27 protein-coding genes and 2 tRNA genes are annotated in these 24488 nt (G+C 41.6%); 12 read left to right on the forward strand and 17 right to left on the reverse strand.

Annotated elements, in window-relative coordinates:
• Window positions 1-6 precede the first annotated feature (6 nt).
• The 3 genes from hisB to hisG are packed head-to-tail and all read right to left on the reverse strand — an operon-like array spanning window position 7 to window position 2210.
• Window positions 7-582 (reverse strand): imidazoleglycerol-phosphate dehydratase HisB, encoded by a 576-nt coding sequence (hisB, locus tag V7O62_RS09840; RefSeq protein ID WP_406656151.1) that lies wholly within the window; start codon window positions 580-582, stop codon window positions 7-9.
• A 26-nt stretch (window positions 583-608) separates the two neighbouring features.
• Window positions 609-1346: a 1-(5-phosphoribosyl)-5-[(5-phosphoribosylamino)methylideneamino]imidazole-4-carboxamide isomerase gene (gene hisA, locus V7O62_RS09845; RefSeq protein ID WP_406656152.1), complete on the reverse strand. Its 738-nt coding sequence runs from the start codon at window positions 1344-1346 to the stop codon at window positions 609-611.
• 9 nt (window positions 1347-1355) lie between these two features.
• Window positions 1356-2210 (reverse strand): ATP phosphoribosyltransferase, encoded by an 855-nt coding sequence (gene hisG / locus V7O62_RS09850; protein WP_406656153.1) that lies wholly within the window; start codon window positions 2208-2210, stop codon window positions 1356-1358.
• A gap of 254 nt (window positions 2211-2464) precedes the next feature.
• Between hisG and V7O62_RS09855 the strand changes: the two genes are divergently transcribed.
• The 3 genes from V7O62_RS09855 to V7O62_RS09865 all read left to right on the forward strand — a co-directional run bounded on the left by V7O62_RS09855 (window position 2465) and on the right by V7O62_RS09865 (window position 4130).
• The gene (locus V7O62_RS09855; RefSeq protein ID WP_406656154.1) at window positions 2465-3661 is read left to right on the forward strand and encodes a methionine adenosyltransferase; all 1197 of its coding nucleotides are present in this window, start codon (window positions 2465-2467) and stop codon (window positions 3659-3661) included.
• 212 nt (window positions 3662-3873) lie between these two features.
• Window positions 3874-3984: transfer RNA gene (locus tag V7O62_RS09860), tRNA-Tyr, on the forward strand.
• A gap of 73 nt (window positions 3985-4057) precedes the next feature.
• A tRNA-Asp gene (locus V7O62_RS09865) sits at window positions 4058-4130 on the forward strand.
• Between the two features lie 101 nt (window positions 4131-4231).
• Here the strand turns inward: V7O62_RS09865 and V7O62_RS09870 are convergent.
• The 10 genes from V7O62_RS09870 to V7O62_RS09915 form a co-directional block, all read right to left on the reverse strand.
• Entirely contained in the window at window positions 4232-5134 is a 903-nt protein-coding gene (locus V7O62_RS09870) for a tyrosine-type recombinase/integrase (RefSeq protein ID WP_406656155.1), read from the reverse strand.
• A gap of 544 nt (window positions 5135-5678) precedes the next feature.
• Window positions 5679-6431: a zonular occludens toxin domain-containing protein gene (locus V7O62_RS09875; protein WP_406656156.1), complete on the reverse strand. Its 753-nt coding sequence runs from the start codon at window positions 6429-6431 to the stop codon at window positions 5679-5681.
• Window positions 6432-6522: 91 nt separating this feature from the next.
• Window positions 6523-6696, reverse strand: coding sequence for a hypothetical protein (locus tag V7O62_RS09880; RefSeq protein ID WP_406656157.1), 174 nt, complete (start codon window positions 6694-6696; stop codon window positions 6523-6525).
• 8 nt (window positions 6697-6704) lie between these two features.
• A complete protein-coding gene (locus tag V7O62_RS09885; RefSeq protein WP_406656159.1) occupies window positions 6705-6878 on the reverse strand; it encodes a hypothetical protein in 174 nt (57 codons plus the stop codon).
• Between the two features lie 154 nt (window positions 6879-7032).
• Window positions 7033-7227, reverse strand: a complete 195-nt coding sequence (locus V7O62_RS09890; protein ID WP_406656160.1) for a hypothetical protein — start codon at window positions 7225-7227, stop codon at window positions 7033-7035.
• Window positions 7224-7526 carry a hypothetical protein gene (locus V7O62_RS09895; RefSeq protein WP_406656161.1) on the reverse strand — a complete coding sequence of 101 codons (303 nt, stop codon included), beginning with the start codon at window positions 7524-7526 and terminating at the stop codon, window positions 7224-7226. The genes V7O62_RS09890 and V7O62_RS09895 overlap by 4 nt, the downstream gene beginning before the upstream one ends.
• Window position 7527: 1 nt before the next feature.
• Complete coding sequence (locus V7O62_RS09900) at window positions 7528-9318, reverse strand: hypothetical protein (protein ID WP_406656162.1); 1791 nt, start codon at window positions 9316-9318, stop codon at window positions 7528-7530.
• A 21-nt stretch (window positions 9319-9339) separates the two neighbouring features.
• Window positions 9340-9579 (reverse strand): hypothetical protein, encoded by a 240-nt coding sequence (locus V7O62_RS09905; protein ID WP_406656163.1) that lies wholly within the window; start codon window positions 9577-9579, stop codon window positions 9340-9342.
• A 639-nt stretch (window positions 9580-10218) separates the two neighbouring features.
• Window positions 10219-10437, reverse strand: coding sequence for a hypothetical protein (locus tag V7O62_RS09910; RefSeq protein ID WP_406656164.1), 219 nt, complete (start codon window positions 10435-10437; stop codon window positions 10219-10221).
• Between the two features lie 9 nt (window positions 10438-10446).
• Window positions 10447-11742 carry a hypothetical protein gene (locus V7O62_RS09915; protein WP_406656165.1) on the reverse strand — a complete coding sequence of 432 codons (1296 nt, stop codon included), beginning with the start codon at window positions 11740-11742 and terminating at the stop codon, window positions 10447-10449.
• Between the two features lie 1201 nt (window positions 11743-12943).
• On the opposite strand from V7O62_RS09915, the gene V7O62_RS09920 reads away from it, so the two are divergent.
• Window positions 12944-13729 (forward strand): helix-turn-helix transcriptional regulator, encoded by a 786-nt coding sequence (locus V7O62_RS09920; RefSeq protein WP_406656166.1) that lies wholly within the window; start codon window positions 12944-12946, stop codon window positions 13727-13729.
• Window positions 13730-13824: 95 nt separating this feature from the next.
• Entirely contained in the window at window positions 13825-14265 is a 441-nt protein-coding gene (locus V7O62_RS09925; RefSeq protein WP_406656167.1) for a hypothetical protein, read from the forward strand.
• A gap of 50 nt (window positions 14266-14315) precedes the next feature.
• Here V7O62_RS09925 and V7O62_RS09930 read toward each other — a convergent pair whose 3' ends face one another.
• A complete protein-coding gene (locus V7O62_RS09930) occupies window positions 14316-14702 on the reverse strand; it encodes a hypothetical protein (protein ID WP_406656168.1) in 387 nt (128 codons plus the stop codon).
• Between the two features lie 242 nt (window positions 14703-14944).
• Between V7O62_RS09930 and V7O62_RS09935 the strand changes: the two genes are divergently transcribed.
• The 5 genes from V7O62_RS09935 (at window position 14945) to V7O62_RS09955 (ending at window position 19282) form a co-directional block, all read left to right on the forward strand.
• The gene (locus tag V7O62_RS09935; RefSeq protein WP_406656169.1) at window positions 14945-16120 is read left to right on the forward strand and encodes a M24 family metallopeptidase; all 1176 of its coding nucleotides are present in this window, start codon (window positions 14945-14947) and stop codon (window positions 16118-16120) included.
• A gap of 44 nt (window positions 16121-16164) precedes the next feature.
• On the forward strand, window positions 16165-17064 hold the full coding sequence (gene map, locus V7O62_RS09940) for a type II methionyl aminopeptidase (protein ID WP_406656170.1): 900 nt from the start codon (window positions 16165-16167) through the stop codon (window positions 17062-17064).
• Between the two features lie 169 nt (window positions 17065-17233).
• Window positions 17234-17848 carry a hypothetical protein gene (locus V7O62_RS09945; RefSeq protein WP_406656171.1) on the forward strand — a complete coding sequence of 205 codons (615 nt, stop codon included), beginning with the start codon at window positions 17234-17236 and terminating at the stop codon, window positions 17846-17848.
• Between the two features lie 37 nt (window positions 17849-17885).
• Window positions 17886-18173, forward strand: coding sequence for a YunC family protein (locus tag V7O62_RS09950; protein ID WP_406656172.1), 288 nt, complete (start codon window positions 17886-17888; stop codon window positions 18171-18173).
• 71 nt (window positions 18174-18244) lie between these two features.
• Window positions 18245-19282 (forward strand): N-6 DNA methylase, encoded by a 1038-nt coding sequence (locus V7O62_RS09955; protein ID WP_406656173.1) that lies wholly within the window; start codon window positions 18245-18247, stop codon window positions 19280-19282.
• Between the two features lie 34 nt (window positions 19283-19316).
• On the opposite strand, the gene V7O62_RS09960 is transcribed toward V7O62_RS09955, so the two are convergent.
• From V7O62_RS09960 to V7O62_RS09970, 3 genes are read right to left on the reverse strand one after another with little or no spacing between them, the layout of a single operon-like run.
• Window positions 19317-19883, reverse strand: a complete 567-nt coding sequence (locus V7O62_RS09960) for a M48 family metallopeptidase (protein WP_406656174.1) — start codon at window positions 19881-19883, stop codon at window positions 19317-19319.
• A gap of 46 nt (window positions 19884-19929) precedes the next feature.
• Entirely contained in the window at window positions 19930-20739 is an 810-nt protein-coding gene (gene truA / locus V7O62_RS09965) for a tRNA pseudouridine(38-40) synthase TruA (protein ID WP_406656175.1), read from the reverse strand.
• Between the two features lie 16 nt (window positions 20740-20755).
• Window positions 20756-21757, reverse strand: a complete 1002-nt coding sequence (locus V7O62_RS09970) for an ArsR/SmtB family transcription factor (RefSeq protein WP_406656176.1) — start codon at window positions 21755-21757, stop codon at window positions 20756-20758.
• A gap of 136 nt (window positions 21758-21893) precedes the next feature.
• Between V7O62_RS09970 and V7O62_RS09975 the strand changes: the two genes are divergently transcribed.
• The gene (locus V7O62_RS09975) at window positions 21894-22961 is read left to right on the forward strand and encodes a formate--phosphoribosylaminoimidazolecarboxamide ligase (RefSeq protein WP_406656177.1); all 1068 of its coding nucleotides are present in this window, start codon (window positions 21894-21896) and stop codon (window positions 22959-22961) included.
• A 43-nt stretch (window positions 22962-23004) separates the two neighbouring features.
• On the forward strand, window positions 23005-24408 hold the full coding sequence (locus V7O62_RS09980; RefSeq protein ID WP_406658284.1) for an NAD(P)/FAD-dependent oxidoreductase: 1404 nt from the start codon (window positions 23005-23007) through the stop codon (window positions 24406-24408).
• Window positions 24409-24488: the final 80 nt, after the last annotated feature.

Consider the following 24488-nt stretch of genomic DNA (forward strand, 5'->3'; position numbering starts at 1 on the left):
CGTGATTTAAAGGGTTCCTTTGGTGCTTTTGATTCCCTGTCCTTCAATAATCACTGCTCTTCTCAGGGCGTATGCGAATGCCTTGAAGAGTGCTTCTATCTTGTGGTGGTCGTTATCACCGTAGACATCTGCGTGCATATTGATTTTTGCATTCTGAATTATGGATTCAAAAAAATGCCTGGTCATCTGGGTGCTGAACTCCCCTACTTTTGCGGACATGAACTTTGCGTCCAGTACGAGGTAGCTGCGTCCTCCAAGGTCCAGTGCTACGCTTGCAAGCGCCTCATCCATGGGAATGCGGGCTTCTCCGAACCTGGCTATCCCTGCCTTATCTGCAAGTGCCTTTGAAAGGGCTTGCCCCAGAACGATGCCAGTATCTTCTATAAGGTGGTGGTCATCCACAATCAGGTCACCTGTGGCCTTGACGGTAAGATCGAAGTTGCCATGCTTTGAGAATGCCGTGAGCATGTGGTCAAAAAACCCTATGCCAGTATCGATGTCCGATATTCCCGTACCGTCAATGTTCAGTTCAATGCGGATGTCGGTTTCGCTGGTCTTACGTGAAACTTCTGCTGATCTCATGGATGCACCTTTGATATACTGTTTTATTATTCTTCATTGATGATATTTATTGCTTCTGTTAGCGTGAACTTTCCTGTGTAGAGTGCACTTCCTACGACAACTGCAACAGCCCCGGTCTTCCTGATTGAAATGAGGTCATCAAGGCTTGTGACTCCACCGGATGCAATGACGGGAATTTTGACAGATTTCACAAGTTCTTCAGTTGGACGGGTGTTGACTCCCTGCATAAGGCCTTCGGTATCGATATTTGTAAACAGGAGACTTCCTGCTCCCAAATTTTCGAATTTTGTTCCCATTTCCACAGCAGTGTGTTCGGATTGCTTCTTCCAGCCTTCTATGGATACTTTCCCGTTCTTTGAGTCAAGAGCAACGTTCACATGCTTGTTATCAAAAGCATCAGCAAGTTCTTTTACAAGGTCAGGGTTATTGATAGCTGCGGTACTGAGGATCACGCGATCTACTCCAAGTTCAAGCAGGCCGGCAGCATCTTCAAAAGACCGGATGCCTCCTCCGACCTGGATTTCAACTCCCATAGGCTTGCATTCTTTCACTATCTTCTCTATAATAGGAGCGTTTTGGCGTTCTCCTTCGATGGCACCGTCAAGGTCAATCAAATGGAGTGTCCTGGCGCCCTGGGAAATCCAGTCCTTTGCAACAGCTACGGGGTCATCAAGTGAAACCATTTCACTTCCCGGGACACCTTGTACTAGTTGCACACATTTGCCGTTTCTCATATCCACGGCGGGGATTATCTCAAAGGACATGATGGTACCTCAGGGCATCATCCTTTCTATGGGTACGACCAGTACGTCCCTGGCACCGGCATTTTTAAGCTCTCCTACCGTTGCGAATATCTGATCTGATTCGACTACTGCATGAACTGCAAGCATTGATTCTCCTGATTCCACTTTCATGACTGTGGGTCCGGCCATTCCGGGGAGAACTCTTTTTACTTCGTCGAGATGCTCGGCTGGAACATTCATCATCAGGTAACGTTTTCCTTTGGCACGCAGGACACTTTCCAGTGCTGTTCTGATTTGTTCGATCTTACCATTTTTTTGCATGCTTTCCTTGTTTGCAATAAGCTGGACAGAAGAGGAAAATACCTTATCTATCATCTTGAGATGATTGGTTACGAGGGTTGTACCTGAGCTTGAGATGTCCACTATTGCATCGGCAATACCGACATGTGGCGTCATCTCACAGGCACCGCTTACCTTTATGATTTCGATGTCAATTCCCTGATTTTTGAAGTAATCTTCAGTGATGTTGGGAAACTCGGTTGCAACACGCATGCCGTTAAGTTCATTTGCAGAAGAGATCGTTGCTTCTTCGGGAACAGCAAGCACAAGTCCTGCTCTTCCGAAGTTAAGATCCAGAAGTACTTCTACATCCGATTTTGTTTCGTGGATGAGGTCGAGTCCGGTGACACCGACATCTGCAGCGCCGTCCTGGACATATTCGGGGATATCGGCAGCCCGTGCGAAAAGGTATGTGATCTCAGGATCGGTGGTCTTTGCGAACAGTTTCCTGGTGCCACCTTCTAGTACCGGTAGTCCTGCTTCCCTGAGCAGGCTGACGGTAGGGTCATGTAAACGTCCTTTGTTGGGTATGGCAATACGTATCATATGTGATCCTTCTGAATAGGTGAACTATATAAATTGAATATCCTTTCAAAGACATTTATAACATATAGATTTCACGCTGACGGCTATTCCTGTCTGGCATCTCCAATCAGTATGTTATATAACCTCTAGTAATGCCACTGAAAAGATAATATTAAATAATACGTGGTCCGTTGATACAGAAAAGAATACTTAATTTATTGTCCGATTATCTATTCTTGTTCGTAATGCTACTGACATTGCATGAGGATATCAAAATGTTAAGGAATATCAAAGTCGAACATCTTGTAGAAACGCCTATCGAAAAACAACAGATTGAACTTGTAGAGAGGAAGGGTATTGGTCATCCCGACAGTATTTCGGATGGTCTTGCAGAGGCAGTGAGCCGTGCATTATGTGGGGAATACATAAAGAAATGCGGTGTGGTGCTTCATCACAATACTGATGAAACACAGATTGTTGCAGGAAGGTCCAATCCACAGTTCGGAGGCGGAGAGGTTACCCAGCCTATATACACTCTTCTTGTAGGTAGGGCTACCAAGGAATTCGATGGTGTGGAAATTCCCGCTGAGTCGGTTGCACTTAAGGCTGCAAGAGAATATCTTCGAACTAATATAGTTGATCTTGACCTTGAAAGTGACATGATCATCGACTGTAAACTTGGCACAGGTTCATCTGATCTCAGGGATGTTTTCAACAGGGACAAAGTTCCTGTGGCAAATGACACTTCATTTGGTGTGGGCCATGCACCTTTCTCAGAGCTTGAGCAGATTGTCTATGAATCCGAAAGAAAGCTCATTACCGACCTGAAGAAAAAGATTCCCGGAATCGGAACTGATATCAAGGTCATGGGTCTGAGGGATGGAGATGATATTACACTCACGATTTGTTGTGGAATGGTAGGCAGGCACGTCGATGATATGTCCCATTACATGAACGTCAAGGAAGAGATGGCAGATTATGTCACAGACCTTGCGTTGAAACATACTGAAAGGAATGTCATAACCCGTATCAATGCAGCAGATAATTGTGATTGCAACTCTGTTTTCCTGACTGTTACAGGTACCTCTGCAGAGATGGGAGATGACGGCTCGGTAGGTCGTGGAAACCGCAGTAACGGTCTAATTACTCCAAGCAGGCCTATGAGCATGGAAGCTACCAGCGGTAAGAATCCAATCAACCATATTGGCAAGATCTATAATCTGCTTTCCACCCAGATGGCAAGGGATATTGTGAAGGCTGTGCCAGAGGTACAGGATGTGCACATAAGGCTTTTATCACAGATCGGAATGCCCATCGACCAGCCACTTGTTGCCAGTGCTCAGATAATTCCCGAGGATGGTGCCAATTTCGTATCTGTAAAGGCAGAAACGGAATCCGTAATCGATGAATGGCTCTCCAATGTTACCAAGATAACTGACATGGTAATCAAGGGAGAACTGGATACTTTCTGATATCATTCATTTAAAAAGAATGAGTGCATTGATTCAATACTCATTCTTTTTTCTGTTTTTGTGCTGAATCGAACTTTTTACCTGTGATTCTGTTCTAATTATTGCACTTGCTCTGGCTTCCTGTGACTTTGCGGCGAAAGAGATAAGTATCATTGTGCGTATTGGAGTGTTACATCGCACAGCACTGCCGTGCTAGTGCATGATTTGCCTGTCCCGCTTTAACTCAGTTGGTAGAGTGCGCGGCTGTAGTATGGTTCATGTGACACGTTCACAAATTCCGCGCAGGCACCGCGATGTCCCCGGTTCGAGTCTGGGAGGCGGGACTTTTTAAATCAAGAAAAGCCTTATATACAAGCACGCCCTTGTAGGGGTGCTCACAAGCGAAAACTCGAAAATGTCCGAATAGTGTAGAGGCCTATCATGGAGCCCTGTCGAGGCTCCGACCCGGGTTCGAATCCCGGTTCGGGCGTTTTGACCTAATTCCCGGTTTTTCCGGGAATTTTTAGCTATTTTTACTAAAAAATCAATCCTCTATTGAAAATTTTGCCGCAACTCTTGTATATACAACATTTAGAATTTTGGAACTATTCCGAGTTGTGGAATATGTCTCATATAAGCTGTTTTTAGTTCGTCACATTCAATGTGGTCATAGATGTCTATTGCTTCCCCTCTTACATCCCCTCTGAGCTCCTGTATGAAGGATTTAGACATACCTGAACGTCTGAGATGAGTAGTAAACCATACTCTGAAACAATGTGGTGTGAATTTCTCATGTACATGACCTTTTGGTTTATGAATACCAAGTTTTTGTGCATACTCAATAACGATCTTATAAACCATATTACGACTAATTCGATCACCAGTAGTAGAAAGAAACAAAGCCGGATTTTTATCTTTTCTAGTATCTAGATATGCTTTCAAAAAAGCTTTACACTCATCATCAAAGTATACAAGCCTATTAGACCTCTTAGGAGTAGGTTTCAAGAGTACAGTATTGCTTACCAGAGAAATATCTGATCTATCAAGAGTAATGAGTTCATTTCGACGTATTCCAGTCTTAGCAAGAAAGATCATTAAAGTTAGATGTTCCAGGGAATCAGCGGATTCTATGAGCTCTCGCATCTTGTCAATGCTAATAAGCTGTTTTTGCTGTGGAGTATGTCTCTTTTTGTAGCGTCTAAGATATCGTTTCCGGAACTTTCCAATTTCATGTTTTTGAAGGATTCCTATATGTTCAAGATAATCAAAAAAAGTACTAAGAGATGCAAAATATGCATTAATGGTTGAAAATGTGAGGTTTCTCTCATCTCTCAGATGCATGAGAAAAGGTTGAAGGTCATCAACTTCTACCTGGGATTTAATGGAATAGCGATCAAGATAATATTTCACATGACCCGTATAAGATTCAATTGTGCGACATGAATAACCCATAGTCTTGCAATCGATAACAAAACCGTCTATTAAATTATTCATAACATAAATATAAAACTTTAATATATTTTATAGTTGCCAAAAATGGGAAAAGAGCACATTCAAAAATAGTTTTTTTCGGTATGAGTCTATAGTTCATACGTAGGATTATCCTTCGGTATAAGGAGCATAGGGAAGCCAGGCTAAAGCCTGGCTTCCTGGGAGTATGCAACCAACAAACCGAATATCGAGAATTTACCTAAAAAGGCAATTTTCATTTTCCCTGGATCTTCCTGCAGCTGGCCAGGCCAGAAGGTCCGGAACAAACCAAAACACAATCTATCAAAACAGTTAAAATAAAAATAGCAATAATACTAAAAAAAAATAAGTGTACAATGAGGACAATTAGCCCTTAATGCACAAACAATCCAACTTCTCTTTTATCTGGTCAGCATACAGAGTTATAAACACAGTAAAACCCGACCCCATCAAAAAACCCATTAAGAACATTACAAGCATTACCTTTTGATACTCTAGGACAAAGGAGTGAGAAAGGAAAACCTGATTATTGGATATCAGAAAATCAGATCCATATTGTACCAGGGAACTATTGTTCATTGCTTACCAGCTCCTGGGACTTCACCCTATTGCAAAGCCGATCATATACGGTTTTAATTCTGGATTTTTCATTTTCATTAATTGGATCATCAAGATCTAGCTTTTCACCCCAATTGACAAAGACGGGTTCCTGGTCACATGCCTTGCGGAAATGATGGGTATTATATGCATTTGCTACCTTTGCCTTGAAGATCTTACGGGTTCGATTATACAAAGCCTCTTTATCCATATGTCTACGCTTAAAATCATCTTCAGATAGGTACGCATCCAGAGTAAACCAGAGAGGCCGACCAACCAAGGGAATTTCCATTTTTTTGATATAAAAGAAAGTATCTGTCATTTCCCGGATAATAAGATCTATCCTGGCAGGATTTTGAGCAATGAGATTAATGTCATTTCCGTTATGGCCATTAGTTGAAAAGAACAAATGCTCATCATCACTAAACATTTTGTGTTTACGGCTGTTATAATCCCTGTAGGCTTCATCAATGTATATTTTGCTATCATAGATAGGCCACTCACACATATGAGGCTCCCAGACATCACAGAAGCCAAGTTTAGGGTGTTTGATGGGATAATTAGAGAATACCCGACCTTTGAAATTAGAATCTTTTTTTCTCTTCTTGTGGAACTCCTCCATCGCTCTAAGTGCATCATCAGTACAGGAATAAGTCTTTCCTTTCCTGGGAGGAGCCCAGTAAACGTATATCATACTCAACAAAAACAGTAGAATATTAAACATGAAAAACACCTCTTAAAAATGTAGGGTCAGGTCCAGAAGGAACCCATAACCAATTGATCGGAAAGGTCATAGATCCCCTCTGAACCCAACGTTATTTCTTAGCTCTGAAGAACCGGCGGACAAGTGCAAAAATACCACCAACAATAGCCAAGGCCGTGAAGATAACAAGTGGCATTTCTAAGAATAGCATCATGACATCAGTTGCGAGGCCGATAATCCATGTGATGACTATGGTTAAATTATCGAGTTGTTCTTGTACTCCCATTTACTTTTTCACCTCCCCCCATCTCCTATATATGAACCAATGAGTTTGAAAAGATCCAGGACACCAACGGTAACTATGACCAGGAAGCAACCTGCAATAAGCATAAAGATAATTTGTTCAACATCAGAAACCGGAGTTCCCAGGAAACTATTTACAATATCCATTACACCGCTATCAGTCATGGCGTGAAGTCCTCCTGTAGAGCATGTAAAAAGTTTGCAAGATCTCACAGAATGCAATTACAAGCAGTAACCCAACAATTACATGCTGTCCCCAGGGATATGTTGACCCGGCAGCCGTAGAGTTAAAAAGATTATCAGATAGTTGAAACGTCATTTATTCCTCACTTCCTTTACTGTTATCCGATCCGATCAACTCAAAGACCCCCCAAAGTGTTATATGCACATATTCAATGGATACTAAGAGATCCAGGACCGAATAGGAATTAAAAACGATAACAGTATCTATAGCATCAAACACCTGGGCAACAACACCCGCCAGGAAGGGGAAAACTAACAGAAAGTCACTCATATTTTGAACCCTCCGATACTGATATCCTTTACAAAGCTGTAAATTCGCAGGATCACCACGATAAACAGCATTAGCAGCATTATCGCAACCCAGAGAGAGGGTAAAAATAAGCTGAATAAAGAAGAAACGAAAGAATACACGGAATCAAACAAGGCGGTAATAGAACCCAGAAGACCAACAAAAGGTGAAATTATTGCATTAATCAATTTCAGGATTTGATCTATGATTGTTTGCAGTATGTAGAGAAGGAAGTTTATTATCTCTTCCAGGAACTGACCCAGGCCAACGTCAATATCCACTTTAACGCCTCCTTAACAGCATGATAACCAGTAACCAGGCCAGATAATAGGTTACGAGATTCACAAGCTTATTAGGCAGTGCATTGATTAACGGAACAAACAGAACCATAACAGCACCGTCATAATGTCGCATAGAGCCGGATGCCTGGTCAAAGTAAGCAGATCCTTGATTAACACTTGTGTTTAAGCTGTTCACAGGTCCGAGAAGGTAACTAAAAATGCTTTCAACAGGAGAAAAAAGACCATCTGCCATATCATCAACAGCAGTATAGTAGGTGCTTAGAAAAGAGCTATTATAAGTTTTGTTTTCTTCATAGTCCACCCCTGGATCAGGAGTTACAGGAGGTGTGCCGTTCCAGGGATCAGGAGGAGCTACAGGATCTGTTTGATTAAGTGGATCTGGAGGACTTACAGGATCGGTAATGTTACCATCTGGAATCGTGCCATTGACAGTTAGAAGGACTGTAATATCAGAATCCAGGACGGTATCAGAGGAGCCGATAAAGCGACCACTAACACCATATACTCCAAAATAATAATCGCTCCGTTCAATCAGAGATCCCCGCAAATGTTGGCCAAGATATGGGTAAGTAAAAGACGGATCGAAAGATTCAGTTTGCCAGCATAAACCTTCTGATGGATTTACCACACCCTCATGGATATAATCGTAACCAAGAGGATAGAAAGTATTGTTATAATAGTCTCCATTTTCAAGAGTTAATACCAGGTATTTATGCCAGTAATACAAAGGTTCGGCAGGATTCCAGACATAGCCCATATCTTCATAATTGGCACATTGATTATAACGCAATAAAACGGACTCATTATAAGAATAGCTGGGATCAGTGAAGTAAAGATAATCAGGCTCAGGCTCTGGCGGATCAATGGGTATGCCTGTTGAATCAACATTAACAATCTGTAAATCAAAACCGTACATTATGGCACAGGTAGGTTCTTTTGAACCAATGTAACCAAATCCGCGTCGAGTGCCAAATTGATCATTTAACTGATGATCAAAATCAAAATTGCTGGATAATGCAGAATTTACAGAATAATCTGGATTTAATACAGTTGATACTTTGTAAATAGACGCCGGGTAATTATAGCTGAATTCGGCAAAGTAAATCATCCCATCAGAAGTACGTTGCAGCATCCCTGCCATATTCAATTTAGCATCAGCACCGGAAGTATGTACCTGTGTATTATTAACAGAAACTATTCCGGCATTACCGTACTTCATGGAATAGGTATATACAGTTCCTTCAAAGATATCATAATCATAAAAATATTTAGCATCACCACTCCAAGGAAAGGACCAATCCATATAAAATTCGCATTGATCATTATCTAAATTTATGCGCCAGAATGATGTATCGCCATTGTTATCGTAATAAATATACCCAGAATCTTCCCTTAAACGTCTGGCAGAATGCAATGATACTAAATCAAGTGTATCAACAGATACGGAAGATGTGCCTCCATCTGCCCTTACAAAAATACCGTTGTTAGTCGCAACATAAATTTTACCATTTGAAGATACAATCGCATCATAAATAGTATAACCAGATGCAGGAGATATTATATTTTGATTAAGTGTTCCATTTGAATTTACGAAATTTACACCGGAGGTTGATGCAACTGCAAATACATTATAATTCTCATCTTCCGACAAGTACCCGTTTCCGTTATTCACACCGTATGTATTTAGCGAATAAGTAACAGCAGAAGCATTAAAGGAGAAAAGTACGAAGAGGACCAAAGAAAAGAAAAGCAACTTTGGTAAGGTTGGCATGATTGGCCCCCTTCAGGTGGTTTAAGCAAGAGCCGTTACGGCTTTCATTGCTTCAGGATGCTTTGAAACCGCTTCAATCATGTTTTTGAAAACAGCGGGATTAACACGCTTTTTCGAATCCACTATGGAAGAAACATCAATACAGGGATCAAAATTTACCTGTTCACCCTTGTCGTTCTTGAATGATCCGCCTTCTTTTATTACAATATTACCGCCCATAAAAGGCACAAGTAGTTTACCGTTTCCGTTTCCTTCAGACATATTATCACCCTCCATTGGGTAAAGAACAGTAAGAAGGAGTTTGTATATAAACAGGAATTTTTATGGAATAAAGTTACACACACAAAATATTATGGGAAAGAAAAAGAGATGCTTTAAAGTTTCTGAGAACAACGGGGAATGCTCTATTTGGACCCTCACCCAATCGGCAACACTTCCGGCGCAGCCGGAACTAACGCCGACCGGGGCCCCTTCCAATGCCGCAAGGCATATTTTTTTCTTTATGGGGATAGGTGTGAGAAAAAGGGGAATCAATGAGCATCTTGTTTCAGTTATTTCTATATTGTCATTTCAGTAATATGATTCATCATCGGCCATATTGACCATGAACAACCAAAAAATAATACAGGCAGGTATGATTCCAAAAAATGCACCAATGTTTTCAGTCTTTATTAAAATATAGAAAGGTAGACCTAAAACTAAAATGAAAAAAAGAAGAACTAATATAAATTTGGTTCCACTCAAAATTTAGTCCCCAACAATTTCACCGAAAACGATTTGGAGTCCTTAAAGACTGCCTTATAATTCCATTTTTGACACGACTAAAACGAAACTTCTCAAACGTAATGATTCGAGATATTTTAGTAGAATCAAATGGATCATGAATAATATATCGAATAGTCAACAAGAAACACCCCACAAAGCAAGAGTTCCATCATTAGGGCGTGCTCTTTTACCAGGCTTACAGTAAAGTTCAAGGCTGTCATATCTACAGATAACATCCCATACAATTTTGCAGCCTGAACACTTGATTTCTTTGTTGTCTACATGTACATGTATCAAAACACCACAATCGGGGCACTTCTTCGATACTATTTTAGATTTAAGTTTTCTTTTCATATGCCGACCTCACCAATCTAATTCGATGATTTCAAAATTATCAGGAGGATCTCTTAGATCCTTCAGGAAAAGACACCGTAGCTTTTGCGGTATCGTCTTATCTTTCAGAATTCGAGAGCGTTCACTAACCAGGTATTCAACATAGACACGATTTTCAGGATTTTCTATTGATTTTAACCAGGCATCCTGACACTCAGCACTATATTCATCATGAGCATCAAAATCCTTTAAGGGATAGTAACCTCTATCTTTCAGTTTTTCATCAGAAGTTGATTCGTCACCAAGATAACACAACTCACCTTTATCATCAACTGAATAAGGCTTAGTTCTATTTTCATTAAGAACAGAGAGAATTTCAACCTGGATATCTTGAATCTCTTCGGTAGTTAAGTATTCTTCAGGTTTCCAGCTATGTAGATCTCCAAAGAAATTATCAGGTTTAAGGCGCGAATCATCATCTGCATTGACAAGTACACCACAATGAGTCATTAGATAGCGAATATGTTTAACAACATCACGAGAAGAATCAAGAGTATATGAACAATCAGCAGCCTGTAATTTAGCAATTACAACTTTTTTGTCACCTGTTATTTTCTGATGACCAGGGAAAGCAAGACCATGTATATGTGGTGAAAAATTAGTACAAGCACGCCAGGTATTGTAATTGGTGCCAAGATAAGAATTTATTTTTTGAATATTTTCCGGATCTTGAATGAAGGACCAGAAACCACCGGAAGATGTATCATCACCGTTTAGAATTCTAATAGCCTCTTGTACTTTCTTTTTAATCCGCAACGGATGTAATATTTGAAGGCCAGCAGTAACACCCTGACGTTTAACACGGTCTTTTACGTTTCTATTAAATTTGCGAATTTCAGTTAGTGTAAGATTATCTACTGTTTCAGTATGCATAGAGCCTACATACCTAAACGGACGTTCACCAGTTATCCGGGAATAACACTCAATAAGAAAAGCATCTTTGAATACTTTAGAGTCAACTTTAAAATGGGCACAGGAAGGACAGCGCAACAATTTACAGGTTTTAAAAGTGGATGCTGCACTATTACCAGAAATATGAATATGAGACAATGTTTTTGTATGACAATAATCAGGTTGTGGACCCAGGCCAGGAATCGTGAAGTTACCACTGTTTAAAGGTGTTGTGTCAGGATCGAATAATTCATCATTACGCCTTTGATAATCGAGATCTAAATCAGATTGTAATTTTTTAGAATACTTGCGTTTATGTGCTCTTTTCTCTTCAGAGCGCATAGCCTCAAAATCAGATTCAAAGGCAGCTTGCATTCTAGACCCTAGCTGGCTTAATGGAAACTGAAGTTCTATCAGGCGCCAGATCCATTGACACAAGAGGTACTTGTAAATTACCTCCAAGATCAATGATACCTAATGCAACTGCAACCTCTTGAGGAAGGCAGATAGATAAACCTCGGTCATTTTGCCGGACGGAATAAAACTCCCTGACCATAATCAGATCACCTCTGAGAATACAGGCAAATTCCGCAATGATTGGGGAATACTAGCAATTGAGCTAGAGCTAAAGCTGGGGCTAATCAAATTAGTAGATTTCATTTTGTTCACGACCAGATTCGTTTGGTCAGGTGTGGTGCACCTGAACAACTTTTGTCAAGTCTGGTAAAACTCAACATTTTTCGAAATGAAGTCAAAATATAAAAAGGTTTTTAATCATGAAAGTCTATCTAGAAATTGACTTGTACTGTGCCTGCTGGTAACAGGTCAAGTCCGGAACGTGAACAAGTTTTTTGTACACGCGCTTGGTAGCGTTTCGTGATAACAGTTACAAGGTCAGAACGCTCGAGGGATCGAATTCATTTCTAGAGTGAGTTCGAATCCCGGTTCGGGCGTTGTTAGTTAATTTCCGGTTTTTCCGGATTTTTTTTATTTTATATCTGGATAAAAGACATTATTTTTTGTTTTCACATATTTTTAATCTTCATATTTTATTATTACTTACTTAATTAATAGCTACTGTGGCATAACTATTTATAGTACATTGCAGTACTCTTGCCCGTGGTAGTATGGATAATCATGGCAAATCTAACATAATCAAAATCCTGACAATCGCAATTGTCTATCTTTCATTGTTGTTAGTTGTCTCTTTGTTTGCAGGTTATGCTAATGCTTTGTAGGTAAGTGTTCAAGTATGATATTAAGTTTGTAATATCGGATATCGCTTCTACATATCGGAATTATTCAGGGCGTTTGTCCTGTCAAAAAAGTGGCAATTTCAAAATCCACTTTCATGAATTTTGATATAATAAATTTTCCCACAAGCATCAATGTATAGGTGAATGTGATTTGCGGAGCTTACAAAATTTATCGATATGAACTGGTAACATCAATAATTTTACCATGTCAGCAATAAGCTTTTTATTATAGTATTACCTTCTTTCCCAAGTGTGGGATATGGTACAGCTATCCTTTCAAATACTGCATTGGGGGATGTAGATTTAGGTTGGTGTAAATTGTGAACAAAGCTTTGCTAGATGTAATATTTGCGTCCGGGAAAAGGAAAAACATGCTTTTAATGCTTAATGATGGTCCTGCTGAAATATCTTCTCTTCTTTCTAATCTTGAAACCAGCAGGCAGGCGTTGCTTCCACAAGCAAAGATACTGGAAGACAATTATCTTATAGTTAAGAATGCTGATTCTTATGAGTTGACCAACATTGGAAAGATAATTGTTGACAAAATGGAGCCTTTATTAGGTACTATGGATACCCTAGATAATGATATGGATTATTGGGGTACGCATGATCTTGGTTTCTTGCCTCCTTCTCTGTTAGAAAGAATAAGGGATTTGCAAAACTGTTCTATAGCAACACCCTCCATGACTGATATGTTTAAACTTAACAGCATTCAAATGGATCGATCATTCGCATCAAAATCCATATTCATGATTTCTACATTGATGCATCCGGAAGGTAAGGACTTAGTTTCAAATTTACTGAATAACGGAGTAAATATCTCCATGATTATATCGGAGGATCTTTTCCAAAAAATGAAAATGAACGAACATGATGCTTTCAAGTGCTTTTTAAATGAAAGCAATATCAGGTTTTTCGTATATTCTAAACCAATTGGTTTCATTAATTTCTCAGTAAATGACTACTCTGTATTCTTCAGATTATTAACAAAATTTGGTGAGCATGATGGCAAACATTTAATCGCGGATGGCCAGGATGCTGTTGATTGGGGCAGAGAGCTCTTTGAGTTCTATAAACAGGATTCTACAGAGATTACTGAAATTTAAACCCTAATGCATTTTCAAAATTCATAAAGCCTGCATCACAACTGAGTCACAAGATAAATAAAAAATGGATGTGTTCTGGTGCTGGAGGTTTGTTTATGGATAGGACATTGGTTTTTGGGATCATACTGTTTTTGTTCGGGTTGATGTTGGGGCTTTCAATACCCTGGGAAAGCCATAGTCCTGTGCAGGAAACTGTTCTGAGCATATCTGATAGCACTCATTCAATTGGCTCTGCAGCTGATAACAGCACGGATGTACAGCTTTACTCCTACAACTTCACATTATACAATCATGGGAACGAGGAAATATATGTAGAGTACGCTGAACCGGTATTCAGCGAAGAATTTGGAAAACTATTGCTATCAGATGATCATAGGGTATATGTGAATAAGAGCATCATTCCGGAATCAACTGTGCAGATATCCGGGGATGCAGAGTTTAATATGACGGATCTTTCAAAGGAAGATATCTTTCAGATTGAAACATTCACTACTGAAATCGAAGTAAACTCCATGTTCATAATGCCTTTCCCCTGATTTTACTTGACCGATGATCAGGTTCCATCTTTACTTTTGTGCGTTAATCATCAGAATGGGATATTTCCAATTAGCTGGATCAGGCTGAACTCAAGAAAGATGACCATGAGGTTGTTAACGACCAGGAAAATACCTACAAATCCGATAACAACTTTTGAAACATCCCACAGTTTTGCCCATTCTGGCCCTTCCTGTCTCAACAATTTGTAGTTGAAATATACTACTACAAGGAAAAGCAACTTCAATATGAATAGAGACCATACGCCATATTCTGCCATCACAAACCGGAGAAACCCGTTTTCTTCAAAACCATAATTCAGGGCATGTTGGGTAGTGAAAAAATCGCCCAGTACGTAAAAAAGGATGATGTACTTGATATCATACAAAAAATTAATGAGATCTGCCGTTGGAGATAAGTGTCCGTTTGCATTATGCATGGAACAAAATTTTTGTGGAGATGTATATATTTAGTATGTGGATTGTATGGCAAAATATGCACATATATTCACATGGCATGTACATAGAGTGAATTTCCATATTTACCTATGACCCTGAATATTCCCCAGTTGTCTTTAGTTCTCTTGCCTGGTGCTAGCTGCAAGACATGTAATCATGTGTCCGGGTTTCAAAGTTTCAACATTGGCAACAATTTTGTACTAGTAACTACAGAATAATCAACATGACAACAGAAAAGAATCCTCTTGATATAAGTGAAGCACTTCAGGAGCATAAGTCGGATGCTTTCATGATCGTGGGCAATTCCGATAATGCTGACATGTATTATTCTACTCATTTTTTTGCTTCCGACTCTTTTGCCTATATCCAGACAAAAGGAACTGAAGAGATCCTGCTGGTTTCGGAGATGGAACGTGGGCGTGCTGAAATTGAATCAAGGATTGCCGGGGTGCTTACCCTGCAAGACTGCAATTACCGGGATAAAGTTAAGGAAAGAGGAGATCCCTCTCTTGCCTACTGTGATTGCCTGGCTGATATATTGCAAAGGCACGGTGCTCGCAGGATCGTGGTTCCAAGGGATTTTCCTTATCATATCGCACAAACTCTAAAGGAGGAAGGCTTTTCCTTCGAGGCCATCAAAAGTCCGTTTCAGCAGCTACGCTCCCGTAAAAATGAATCGGAGATCGAGAAAGTGAGGGAGGTCCAGGATGCCTGCAACCTTGCAATGAAAGCTGCCGTGGATATGATTCACAAATCCGAAGAAATGGATGGAAAGCTAAACTATCATGGTTTTGACCTTACAGCGGAAAAAATTCGCAATCAGATAGATATTACTCTTCTGGAACATGGATGTGAGTCAGCAGGCACGATTGTTGCCTGTGGAATGGGTTCCGCAAATCCTCACTGGGAAGGTACGGGTGTGCTCCGGCCGGATGAACCTATTGTCATCGACATCTTTCCCCGCAGCAAGAAAAACAGGTACTATGCGGACATGACCCGCACAGTACTAAAGGGTGAAGTATCGGACAGGCTGGCGAATATGTATGAGGCGGTGCTTGTAGCCCAGCAGGTGGCAACGGAAATGGTGAAACCCGGTGTGAAATGTAATGAGATACACGGCAAGGTATGTGATGTGTTCGAGGAAAGAGGATATGATACTACCAGAAGTGGTTCAAGTGTCGGGTTTATACATTCTACTGGCCATGGGGTCGGACTGGAGATACATGAATCTCCCTATGTAGGAGAACGTGAGATCGTTCTGGAGGCAGGAAATATCATCACCATTGAACCAGGCTTGTATTATCCTGATGTGGGCGGTATTCGCCTTGAAGATCTCATACTTGTGACTGATGAGGGCTTCGAGAATCTTACCGAGATGGAAAAGATGTTTGTGGTCTAACTTCTTTGAAAAAGTTTATGTCACTTAAGAACAGGAGATAGCATATGGCAAAGATAACGCAGGATCAGGCAGAAGAGATGTTCGAAAAATACTTTGAGGCCGGCAGGATACTCTCCCAGGTAAGAAGTGAAGCAAAGGAACGAATTACGGTAGGTGCAAGCATGCTTGAGGTAGCCGAGTTTGTCGAGAACCGGGCAGTGGAACTGGGTGCTGACGGTTCCGCTTTTCCCTGCAATCTTTCCAGGAATGACGAAGCTGCACATGCAACTCCCTATGCAGATGATGAAACTCTTTTCGGGGAAGATGTAGTAAAACTCGACCTTGGTGTTCAGATTGACGGTTATATTGCAGACTCTGCCGTTACTGTAGATCTAACAGGTGATTATGGCGATCTTGTCAGGGCTTCCGAGGCTGCTCTCTATGCTGCTATCGACAATGTGAAAAGCGGTGCTAATACTGCTGATATAGGTGCTGTCATTGAAGATACCATAACATCTCTTGGTTTCAAACCCATAAGTAACCTTACCGGACATGGGCTCAGCCGGTATGTCCCCCATTCACCGCCCAGCATTCCCAACAGGAGGATAGGGAAAGGTTCCGTTCTCAAGACTGGTGATATCATTGCCATCGAACCTTTTGCGACCGACGGAGTAGGAAAAGTCGTTGACGGAACTCTTACTGAAATCTTTCAAGTAGTAAAAAGCAAACCTGTCAGATTGCCTGCTGCCAGGCAATTGCTCAAAGAACTTGAACCTTACAAGACACTTCCATTTGCAAAGAGATGGTTTAAGACCGAAAAGCTCGACTTTGCTTTGATGCAGCTTGAAAAGGCAGGAATAGTGCACTCATTCCCCGTACTTAAGGAAGCAGATGGTGGAATGGTTTCACAGGCAGAACACACAGTTATTGTTACAGATGACGGATGCGAAATAACAACGAAATGAGCAGGAGGAACTTTTTATCCCAAAAACAACCCAATTGTTTGTTCTTTTGATATCTTTTTTATTTTTTACATTGCCGGCAGGTGCCTCCTATAGCTGGGAGAATGAAATAACTGTAGATATGAACAATGTGTACTGGACCTATACCGAGCAATATTCGGGAGAGAGATCAGTGCAGTTTAAATCTTTTATAGATTCCGAATTTGGTGATAACGATAGTTTTGTTGCTGCATGGGAACTCTTTAAAGTAGATGTCTCGAGCAGAAAAATGCTATTAGCAGCAATCGAAGATGATATGGATTTGAAGATAAACGGTTCATCAGATGGCATAAACTCCATCAGTGTGGCATCAGATATCTCTATGGAAAGCCTAGGCTTGGTGGATGAAGATGACAGGATTGTCAACATCTATGAGGCTCACTATACTTTCGAGGACCCAGTAACATCTTTGGGAGAAATGATGTGGTTTTTAGGTGAACCCGACACGCCTGTTACTATCCGTTTTCCTGAAAATATCAAAGTGACATCTACTGAAGGGATTGACAATGCAACAATCGACCCGGGGAATCCTGTTTCGATAGTAAGCGGAAAATTTGGTTCTACCGGTGAAGCTGTGGTTTATTTCGAGATGGACGAGCTTCAGTTCGCAGATGAAGGGGAGCTGGAAATGGCGTCTGCTTTTCCTGCTGATTCTGATGAGCAATCTTTCAGTTCACTTGTGGACGAAATTTTTCCTGGATTCACTGAAGAATTCCTGGAAAATTTGAAAGGTAGTTCGTTAATATGATTCTCTGTCTAATATTTGAGAAAGGACGATAATTCTCATGATAATCGAAAAAATAGAACTCAACAATGGTTCGGCAGTTGGCCTGGACATGCAGATGCAAAATGCTTCTCTTATACTCATAAAAGCCGATAAGGGTTTTGTCATGTGCGGCTACCTTGATATGGATACAGCAACAGCACTCGGTGATGCGGCCGTCAAAGTAAAGGGCGTGAAAACTTTTGATGATGTACTGCAAGCTGCTGTTGTGGGTGCCACCCAGGAAGCTATCAATCTTGGAATAAAGGTGGGAATGACAGGAAAAGAAGCACTTGAACTGATGTTCTAGACGGAAGTTCAGGTTTTCTTTGTATTTTATTGAAAGGCTTTTAATATTACTTCCTGCTTCTATTGCGCTACATGCTGTATGCTTTTGAATTGTCAGGGGAACACGATGCTCTTCCCCGCAAAGAAATCATATCCTGCCTGCATGTTGCAGGTCTTGAGTTCAGGGAACATGCATATTTTGACCAGTGTCTTGTGGTCGACATATCGGGAAATGACAAGGATATCGACAAAGCTCTCCTTTATGTGGCAGAAAGGCTTGCCATGTCACATCACATAGTGAAGGTTGCGGGCATGTGTGATGTCCAGGCAGATGCCATCATCTCGACGGCTGAAACAATGGATATTTCATTACATATCGAGCCCGGCCAGACATATGTAGTACGTGCCAAAAGGATTAAGCATTCAGGAAATGTCAAAAGGGAAAAAATAGAGGGTAGGATAGGAGGCAGTATCTACAGGAAAGGTTTCAGGGCAAATCTGAAGTCTCCTGATGTTGTGTTCCGTCTCATAATGACTGACAGGGCTATCTTTGGCTCTGTGGTTGCTTCGATAGACAGGGGTGCTTATGAACACAGGTCTCCGCAGAAGAAACCTTTCTTCTACCCCGGTGTGCTCATGCCAAGAGTTGCAAGGGCCCTTGTGAACATAAGTGAAATTCGGTCCGGTGAGGTGCTCCTCGACCCGTTCAGCGGCACCGCAGGGATACTTGTGGAGGGCGGACTGCTTTCATCCCATGTGATCGGTCTTGAGGTCCGGCAGAAAATAGCCCGCGGGGCAAAAATGAACATGGACCTATTCGACTCTGACTATTCTCTACTCGTTGGCGATGCCTGCAGAATCCCCATTAAAAGCTGCACGGTGGATGCAATTGTTACTGACCCTCCCTATGGCCGCTCAGCTGCCATCAAAGCCGAGTCGCTTCATCATCTCTACTCCGGTTCTTTTTCGGAAATGTACAGGGTGCTCAAAAAAGGGAAATTAGCTGTTGTTGTGTCTGAAATGCAGGTTATCGATTTTGCAGAAGAAGTCGGCTTTTCAGTTGTAGATATCTTTACCCAGAAAATTCATGGTAGCCTTACGAGAACATTCACTGTACTGCGTAAGGATTGATTTCATTATTTTTGTTTTTCCCTTGAAAGGATACTTACTTCTTAATCTCTTCTTGTATCAGGAACCAGTAGTTTGAAAGTTGTTCCTCGTAATTCTTATGGTCTTTAAAATGTGACTTTATGTAATTCCAAAAGTTGGGACCGTGGTTAAGTTCGATAAGATGGACCATCTCATGATACACCACATATTCTATCATATCTTCCGGAAGGTGTCTCATATAAGTGTTAAAATTGAGGTTGCCTTTGGAACTGCAGCTTCCCCATTTTGTTCGCATTTTCCTGAAACGTACTGTATCTGGCTGTACTTTGAGCTCTTTTCCAATAGAGAGCACGCATATCCTTACAAGTTCCTTGAATTCATCTTCAGACCTGTTCTGTTCAAGCTCCATAGTTTTTGAAGCTGCAAGCAGGTGTTGCATGCGTATATGCCTGTTATATATCCATCTTCTGTGTCTGAGGATTATTTTCTCATGATCGGGATAATCCTTTGGGATAATCAGGTTGAATGTTCCTTCCCTGAATTCCAGCCTAGGATTCTTTATTTTCCTGTGGATAACGTGATACTTGATTGTAGCATCCTTTATATTTACATAGTGTTCCATCGCTGTGCCCGATTACCCTGCGTGTTTCTTAAAAAAAATGGGATCTTCATTCCTTTGGAATTAAATGGTCTATAACATCTGCCATTACCCGGTGGCGAACCATGTATTCATGGAATCTCTCATTAGCCCGACGTATAGAGTAGGCATCTTCATACCACTCTATGGGCTGCGGATAGATCACTTCCATAAGTGTGAGTCCGTAGGCGGGAGCGCATTCTAACCCTTCCTCATAGAATTCCGGTTCCAACATCTGTTGAAGCCATTCCTCGTCTCTTACGCCACTCCCAACCATTGTGAGCGCGGTCACTATCTTGCGTACCATATTCCAGAGGAAACTGTTTGCCTGAATATCGATTTTTGTTAATGTTCCACTAACCCTTACATCAATTTTTTCGATAGTCCTGATTGTGCTCTTGTCTCCTTCCTTGGTACAGAAATTAGCAAAATCGTGTTTTCCTACAAGAATTCTTGAGGCAGATCTTATCCTGGAAATGTCGTATTGTTCCCCGCTCATAACATAGCGATATCTTCTGCATGTGGCCCATCTTCTCGGGTCATAGTCATCCGGAACCTCGGCATGTGCCCAGGCCCATATGGCAGTAGGGAGTTTGGAATTGATCACCCTTGGAATGGCAAGGTTCGGTTTATCCGTATCAAAGGCTATGACCTGCTCTCTCGCATGTACTCCGGTATCTGTTCTGCCGGAACTTGAAAACCTGGCAGTTTTCAGGTCTTCGATTATCTCGAGTTCAGTAAGTGCCTTGAAGAGTTCACCTTCGATGGTCCCAACATCCGGCTGTACCTGCGATCCGTGATATCCTGTTCCGACATATGCAATCTTAAGTGCTACTCTCATGCCCATTCACTAGGAATCATATCTCTTTTTTTCTATAATATACTTCTCTTATGAACAAAAGGGCAATGACAAAAAGGCATCCGAACAGGAACCATACGCTTGAATGTGAAAGAAGGTCATGTGGGATCAGGCCGGAAAATGGCTGGGATGCAAGAGGTATACTGTCCGCAACTGCTTGTGATTCTCCTGCCATAGGTACTTGGCCTGGAGAACTTGAGTTGAAGCCATCTCTGATAACATCGGCCCCGCTATCAATGCTTTCCTGAGGGATAGCAGAGCTAACAGTTTCTGAATCAACCTCTCTCGGAATCAGCGTGTCATCTGATGGAGGTGCTTCTGTGATCTCATAGTCAAATTCTTCGACAGGCTCATCCATTACCGTTTCATCAAAGTAATCCGCTTCAGGCATCTCCTCCTCTATCGCATCATAAGCAATAGCTTCTTCTTCAGCAGGAGCTGATTTTCCTTTCAGAGCTTCATCAATTGATGCTTCTCCAGAAGCAGCTTCAGGGAGATCTTCGTTGATCATAGGTGCCATATTTTCCTGATATCCGGTCGACTGGAATGAACTGGCCATAGGGGCTGCACCAAAGCCCATTTTATTTGTGAGAATTTCGAGCCCTGTCGCTGCAAAGATAGCTCCTCCTGCCAGAACCAGATATTTCTTGAGCATGTCAAGAATCGATGACTTGTCTCCCTTCATACTGCCGGGAGCCACGACAATGATCTTCTGGACGGGTTCATATATTTTGATTTCCCTGCCTTTCTTGCTCCACTTTGTCTGTTTGACCTTGATGAGGTCTGCTTCGACAAGTGCATCGATATTGTACTTAATGGTAGTTAGTGGAGTTCCCATTTTTTCTGCCACATCAGTTGCAGACATGGGCATGTCGGTAAGAATTTCCAGGACTTTCATTGCCCTGTCGTTGGACAGGATTTGCGTTATTTTTTTTGACCCCTCACTAAGGGGCAGGATCAAAACTTTATCAGATCCTGTGTTTTCTTCGTTTTCTTGCATAAGGGTAGTATATAAAAAGGTGATTATATTGTTTCCTTAAGCTTCAAATCTGTTTGAAGTCTTCAGTATATGGGGTACAACTCGAAAAGTTAAAGAGTGGTGAGGACAATATGTGCTAAATTTCGGGGCCATATTTATGATTTCAAAAGAACGTATCATGGAAATAATCGGGAACTACGACCTTGACAATCTTTGTATTGCTACTGTATGCTCCCATTCAAGCCTTCAGATCTTTGACGGGGCAAGGAAGGAAGGCCTGAAAACAATAGGTATATGCGTGAAAAAGCCACCAAAATTCTATGATGCTTTTCCCAAAGCAAAGCCTGATGAGTTTATCGTAGTAGACAGTTATCAGGACATTCCCGGGATAGCCAGCGAACTGGTCGCAAAAAATGCGATAATAGTTCCCCACGGTTCATTCGTTGAATATCTGGGTTATGAAGAATTCGTTGAGCTTCCTGTTCCTACATTTGGTAACAGGGCAGTGCTGGAATGGGAATCTGACAGGGAAAAGGAGAGAGTCTGGCTTGAGGGTGCTGGCATCCATATGCCAAAAAAGATAGAACCAGAGGACATTGACGGGCCTGTGATGGTAAAGTATCATGGCGCAAAGGGTGGAAAAGGTTTCTTTGTCGCCAAGACATATGAAGAGTTCAAAGAACATGTGAATCTCGATGAGAAATATACAATTCAGGAGTTCATAACCGGTACCAGGTATTACCTGCATTTCTTCTATTCACCTTTGAGGGAAGAAGGTTACAAGCTCAGCGAGGGTATTCTCGAGATGCTCAGCATGGATCGCAGGGTGGAGTCCAATGCCGATGAGATTTTCAGGCTTGGTTCCCCAAGGGAACTGGAAGAAGCGGGCATACATCCCACATATGTTGTTACCGGAAACGTACCATTGGTAGCTAGGGAATCTCTTTTGCCATTGATCTTCGAGCTAGGAGAGAAAGTAGTCGAGCAGTCTCTGGAGTTATTCGGAGGAATGATCGGTCCTTTCTGTCTTGAGACTGTGGTAACCGATAATCTGGAAATAAAAGTCTTTGAGATATCTGCGAGAATTGTTGCAGGTACCAATCTCTATCTTACAGGTTCACCTTATTCTGATCTTGTAGAGCAGAATCTGTCCACTGGCAAGCGGATAGCTCAGGAACTCAAGTATGCAAGGTCCGTGAACCAACTGGACAAGATTTTATCCTAATAGATTTAATATTCCATTGGATGTACCGTTGCCCGGTATGTCCATGGATGTGATATTTTTGGTTTTATCCAAGTGGGATTATGATGTTATTATTGTAGGTGCCGGACCTGCAGGTCTCTTTGCGGCACATGAGCTTGCCTCTTCAAACCTTAGAACTCTTGTCATAGATGCAGGTAGGGATATTGATGAAAGAATTTGCCCTATGACTTCGGTTAAAGACTGCCAGCATTGTAAACCCTGCTCGATATTGAGGGGTGTCGGAGGTTCCGGTGCATATTCTGATGGTACTCTCAATCTGCGTCCGGATATAGGAGGAGATATAGCAGAGTTTACAGCAGATTCGGATAGTGCATGGGACATCGTAGATTATGTTGATAAGATTTTTCTGAAATATGGTGCAACGAATGACCTGTCTTCACCCCCTGCCAGTGAAGTTGAGTTCCTCAAAAGGAAAGCTGCATCTGTTGGTGCAAATTTTATCGAGATAAAACAACGTCATATAGGCTCGGACAATTCCATTGCCCTGATTTCTAATTTTAAGAAAGACCTTGAAGCAAAAGGAATAAATTTCCTTCTCAACACCGATGTTGCCGACCTGATTGTAGAGGAGGATGTCTGCCGTGGTGTTCTGCTTGCTGATGGAAAGCGATTAAGCGCACAGTTTACCCTGCTAGCTCCCGGGAGAGTTGGGTGCGATTGGGTCAACGAGCTGGTGAACAGGCATTCGATATTGTATTCTTTTAGCGGGGTTGATATCGGTGTAAGGGTGGAGGTGCCTTCGATAATAATGGACCCTATAACCCGGGTAAACCATGATCCTAAATTCCGCATTCATACACGACGCTACGACGATTTCGTAAGGACCTTTTGTACCAATGAACATGGTTTTGTTGTGAAAGAAGAGTACGAAGGTTTTGTTGCAACCAATGGTCATTCAATGCACAGGAAAGAATCTGAAAACACAAATTTTGCTTTTCTTGTGCATGTGGAACTGACCCAGCCAATGGAAAATACTATCAAATATGCAAGATCCGTGGCAAAGCTTGCAACTACTATAGGTGGGGGCAAACCGGTTCTTCAGAGGATGGGAGACCTTCGCAGGGGCAGGCGTTCTACGGAGAAACGCATCGAAAGGAACACTGTGGTCAACACTTTAAAGGATATTACTCCCGGAGATATTTCAATGGCGATGCCTCACAGGATTGTCATGGATATCATAGAGGGCCTCGAAGTTCTCAATGAGATAATTCCCGGAGTAAACTCTGACTCAACATTGCTGTATGCACCTGAGGTGAAGTTCTATTCGATAAAACTGGAAGTGGACAAAAGGATGCAAACAAGCATTACAAACATGTTCGCTGCAGGGGATGGTGCGGGCCTGTCCAGGGACCTTATTAATTCTGCAGCTACGGGGGTTCTGGCAGCAAGAGGTATACTATCGGGATAAAAAACAAGAGAGAAAAGAGGAATCTCGCATAATGATGGTTGGGTGAAGTTTGGGGTATGATACATTTAGCCAAAAAGAAT

Origin of the sequence: Methanolobus sp. ZRKC2 (assembly GCF_045291185.1) — an archaeon.
GTDB lineage: Archaea > Halobacteriota > Methanosarcinia > Methanosarcinales > Methanosarcinaceae > Methanolobus.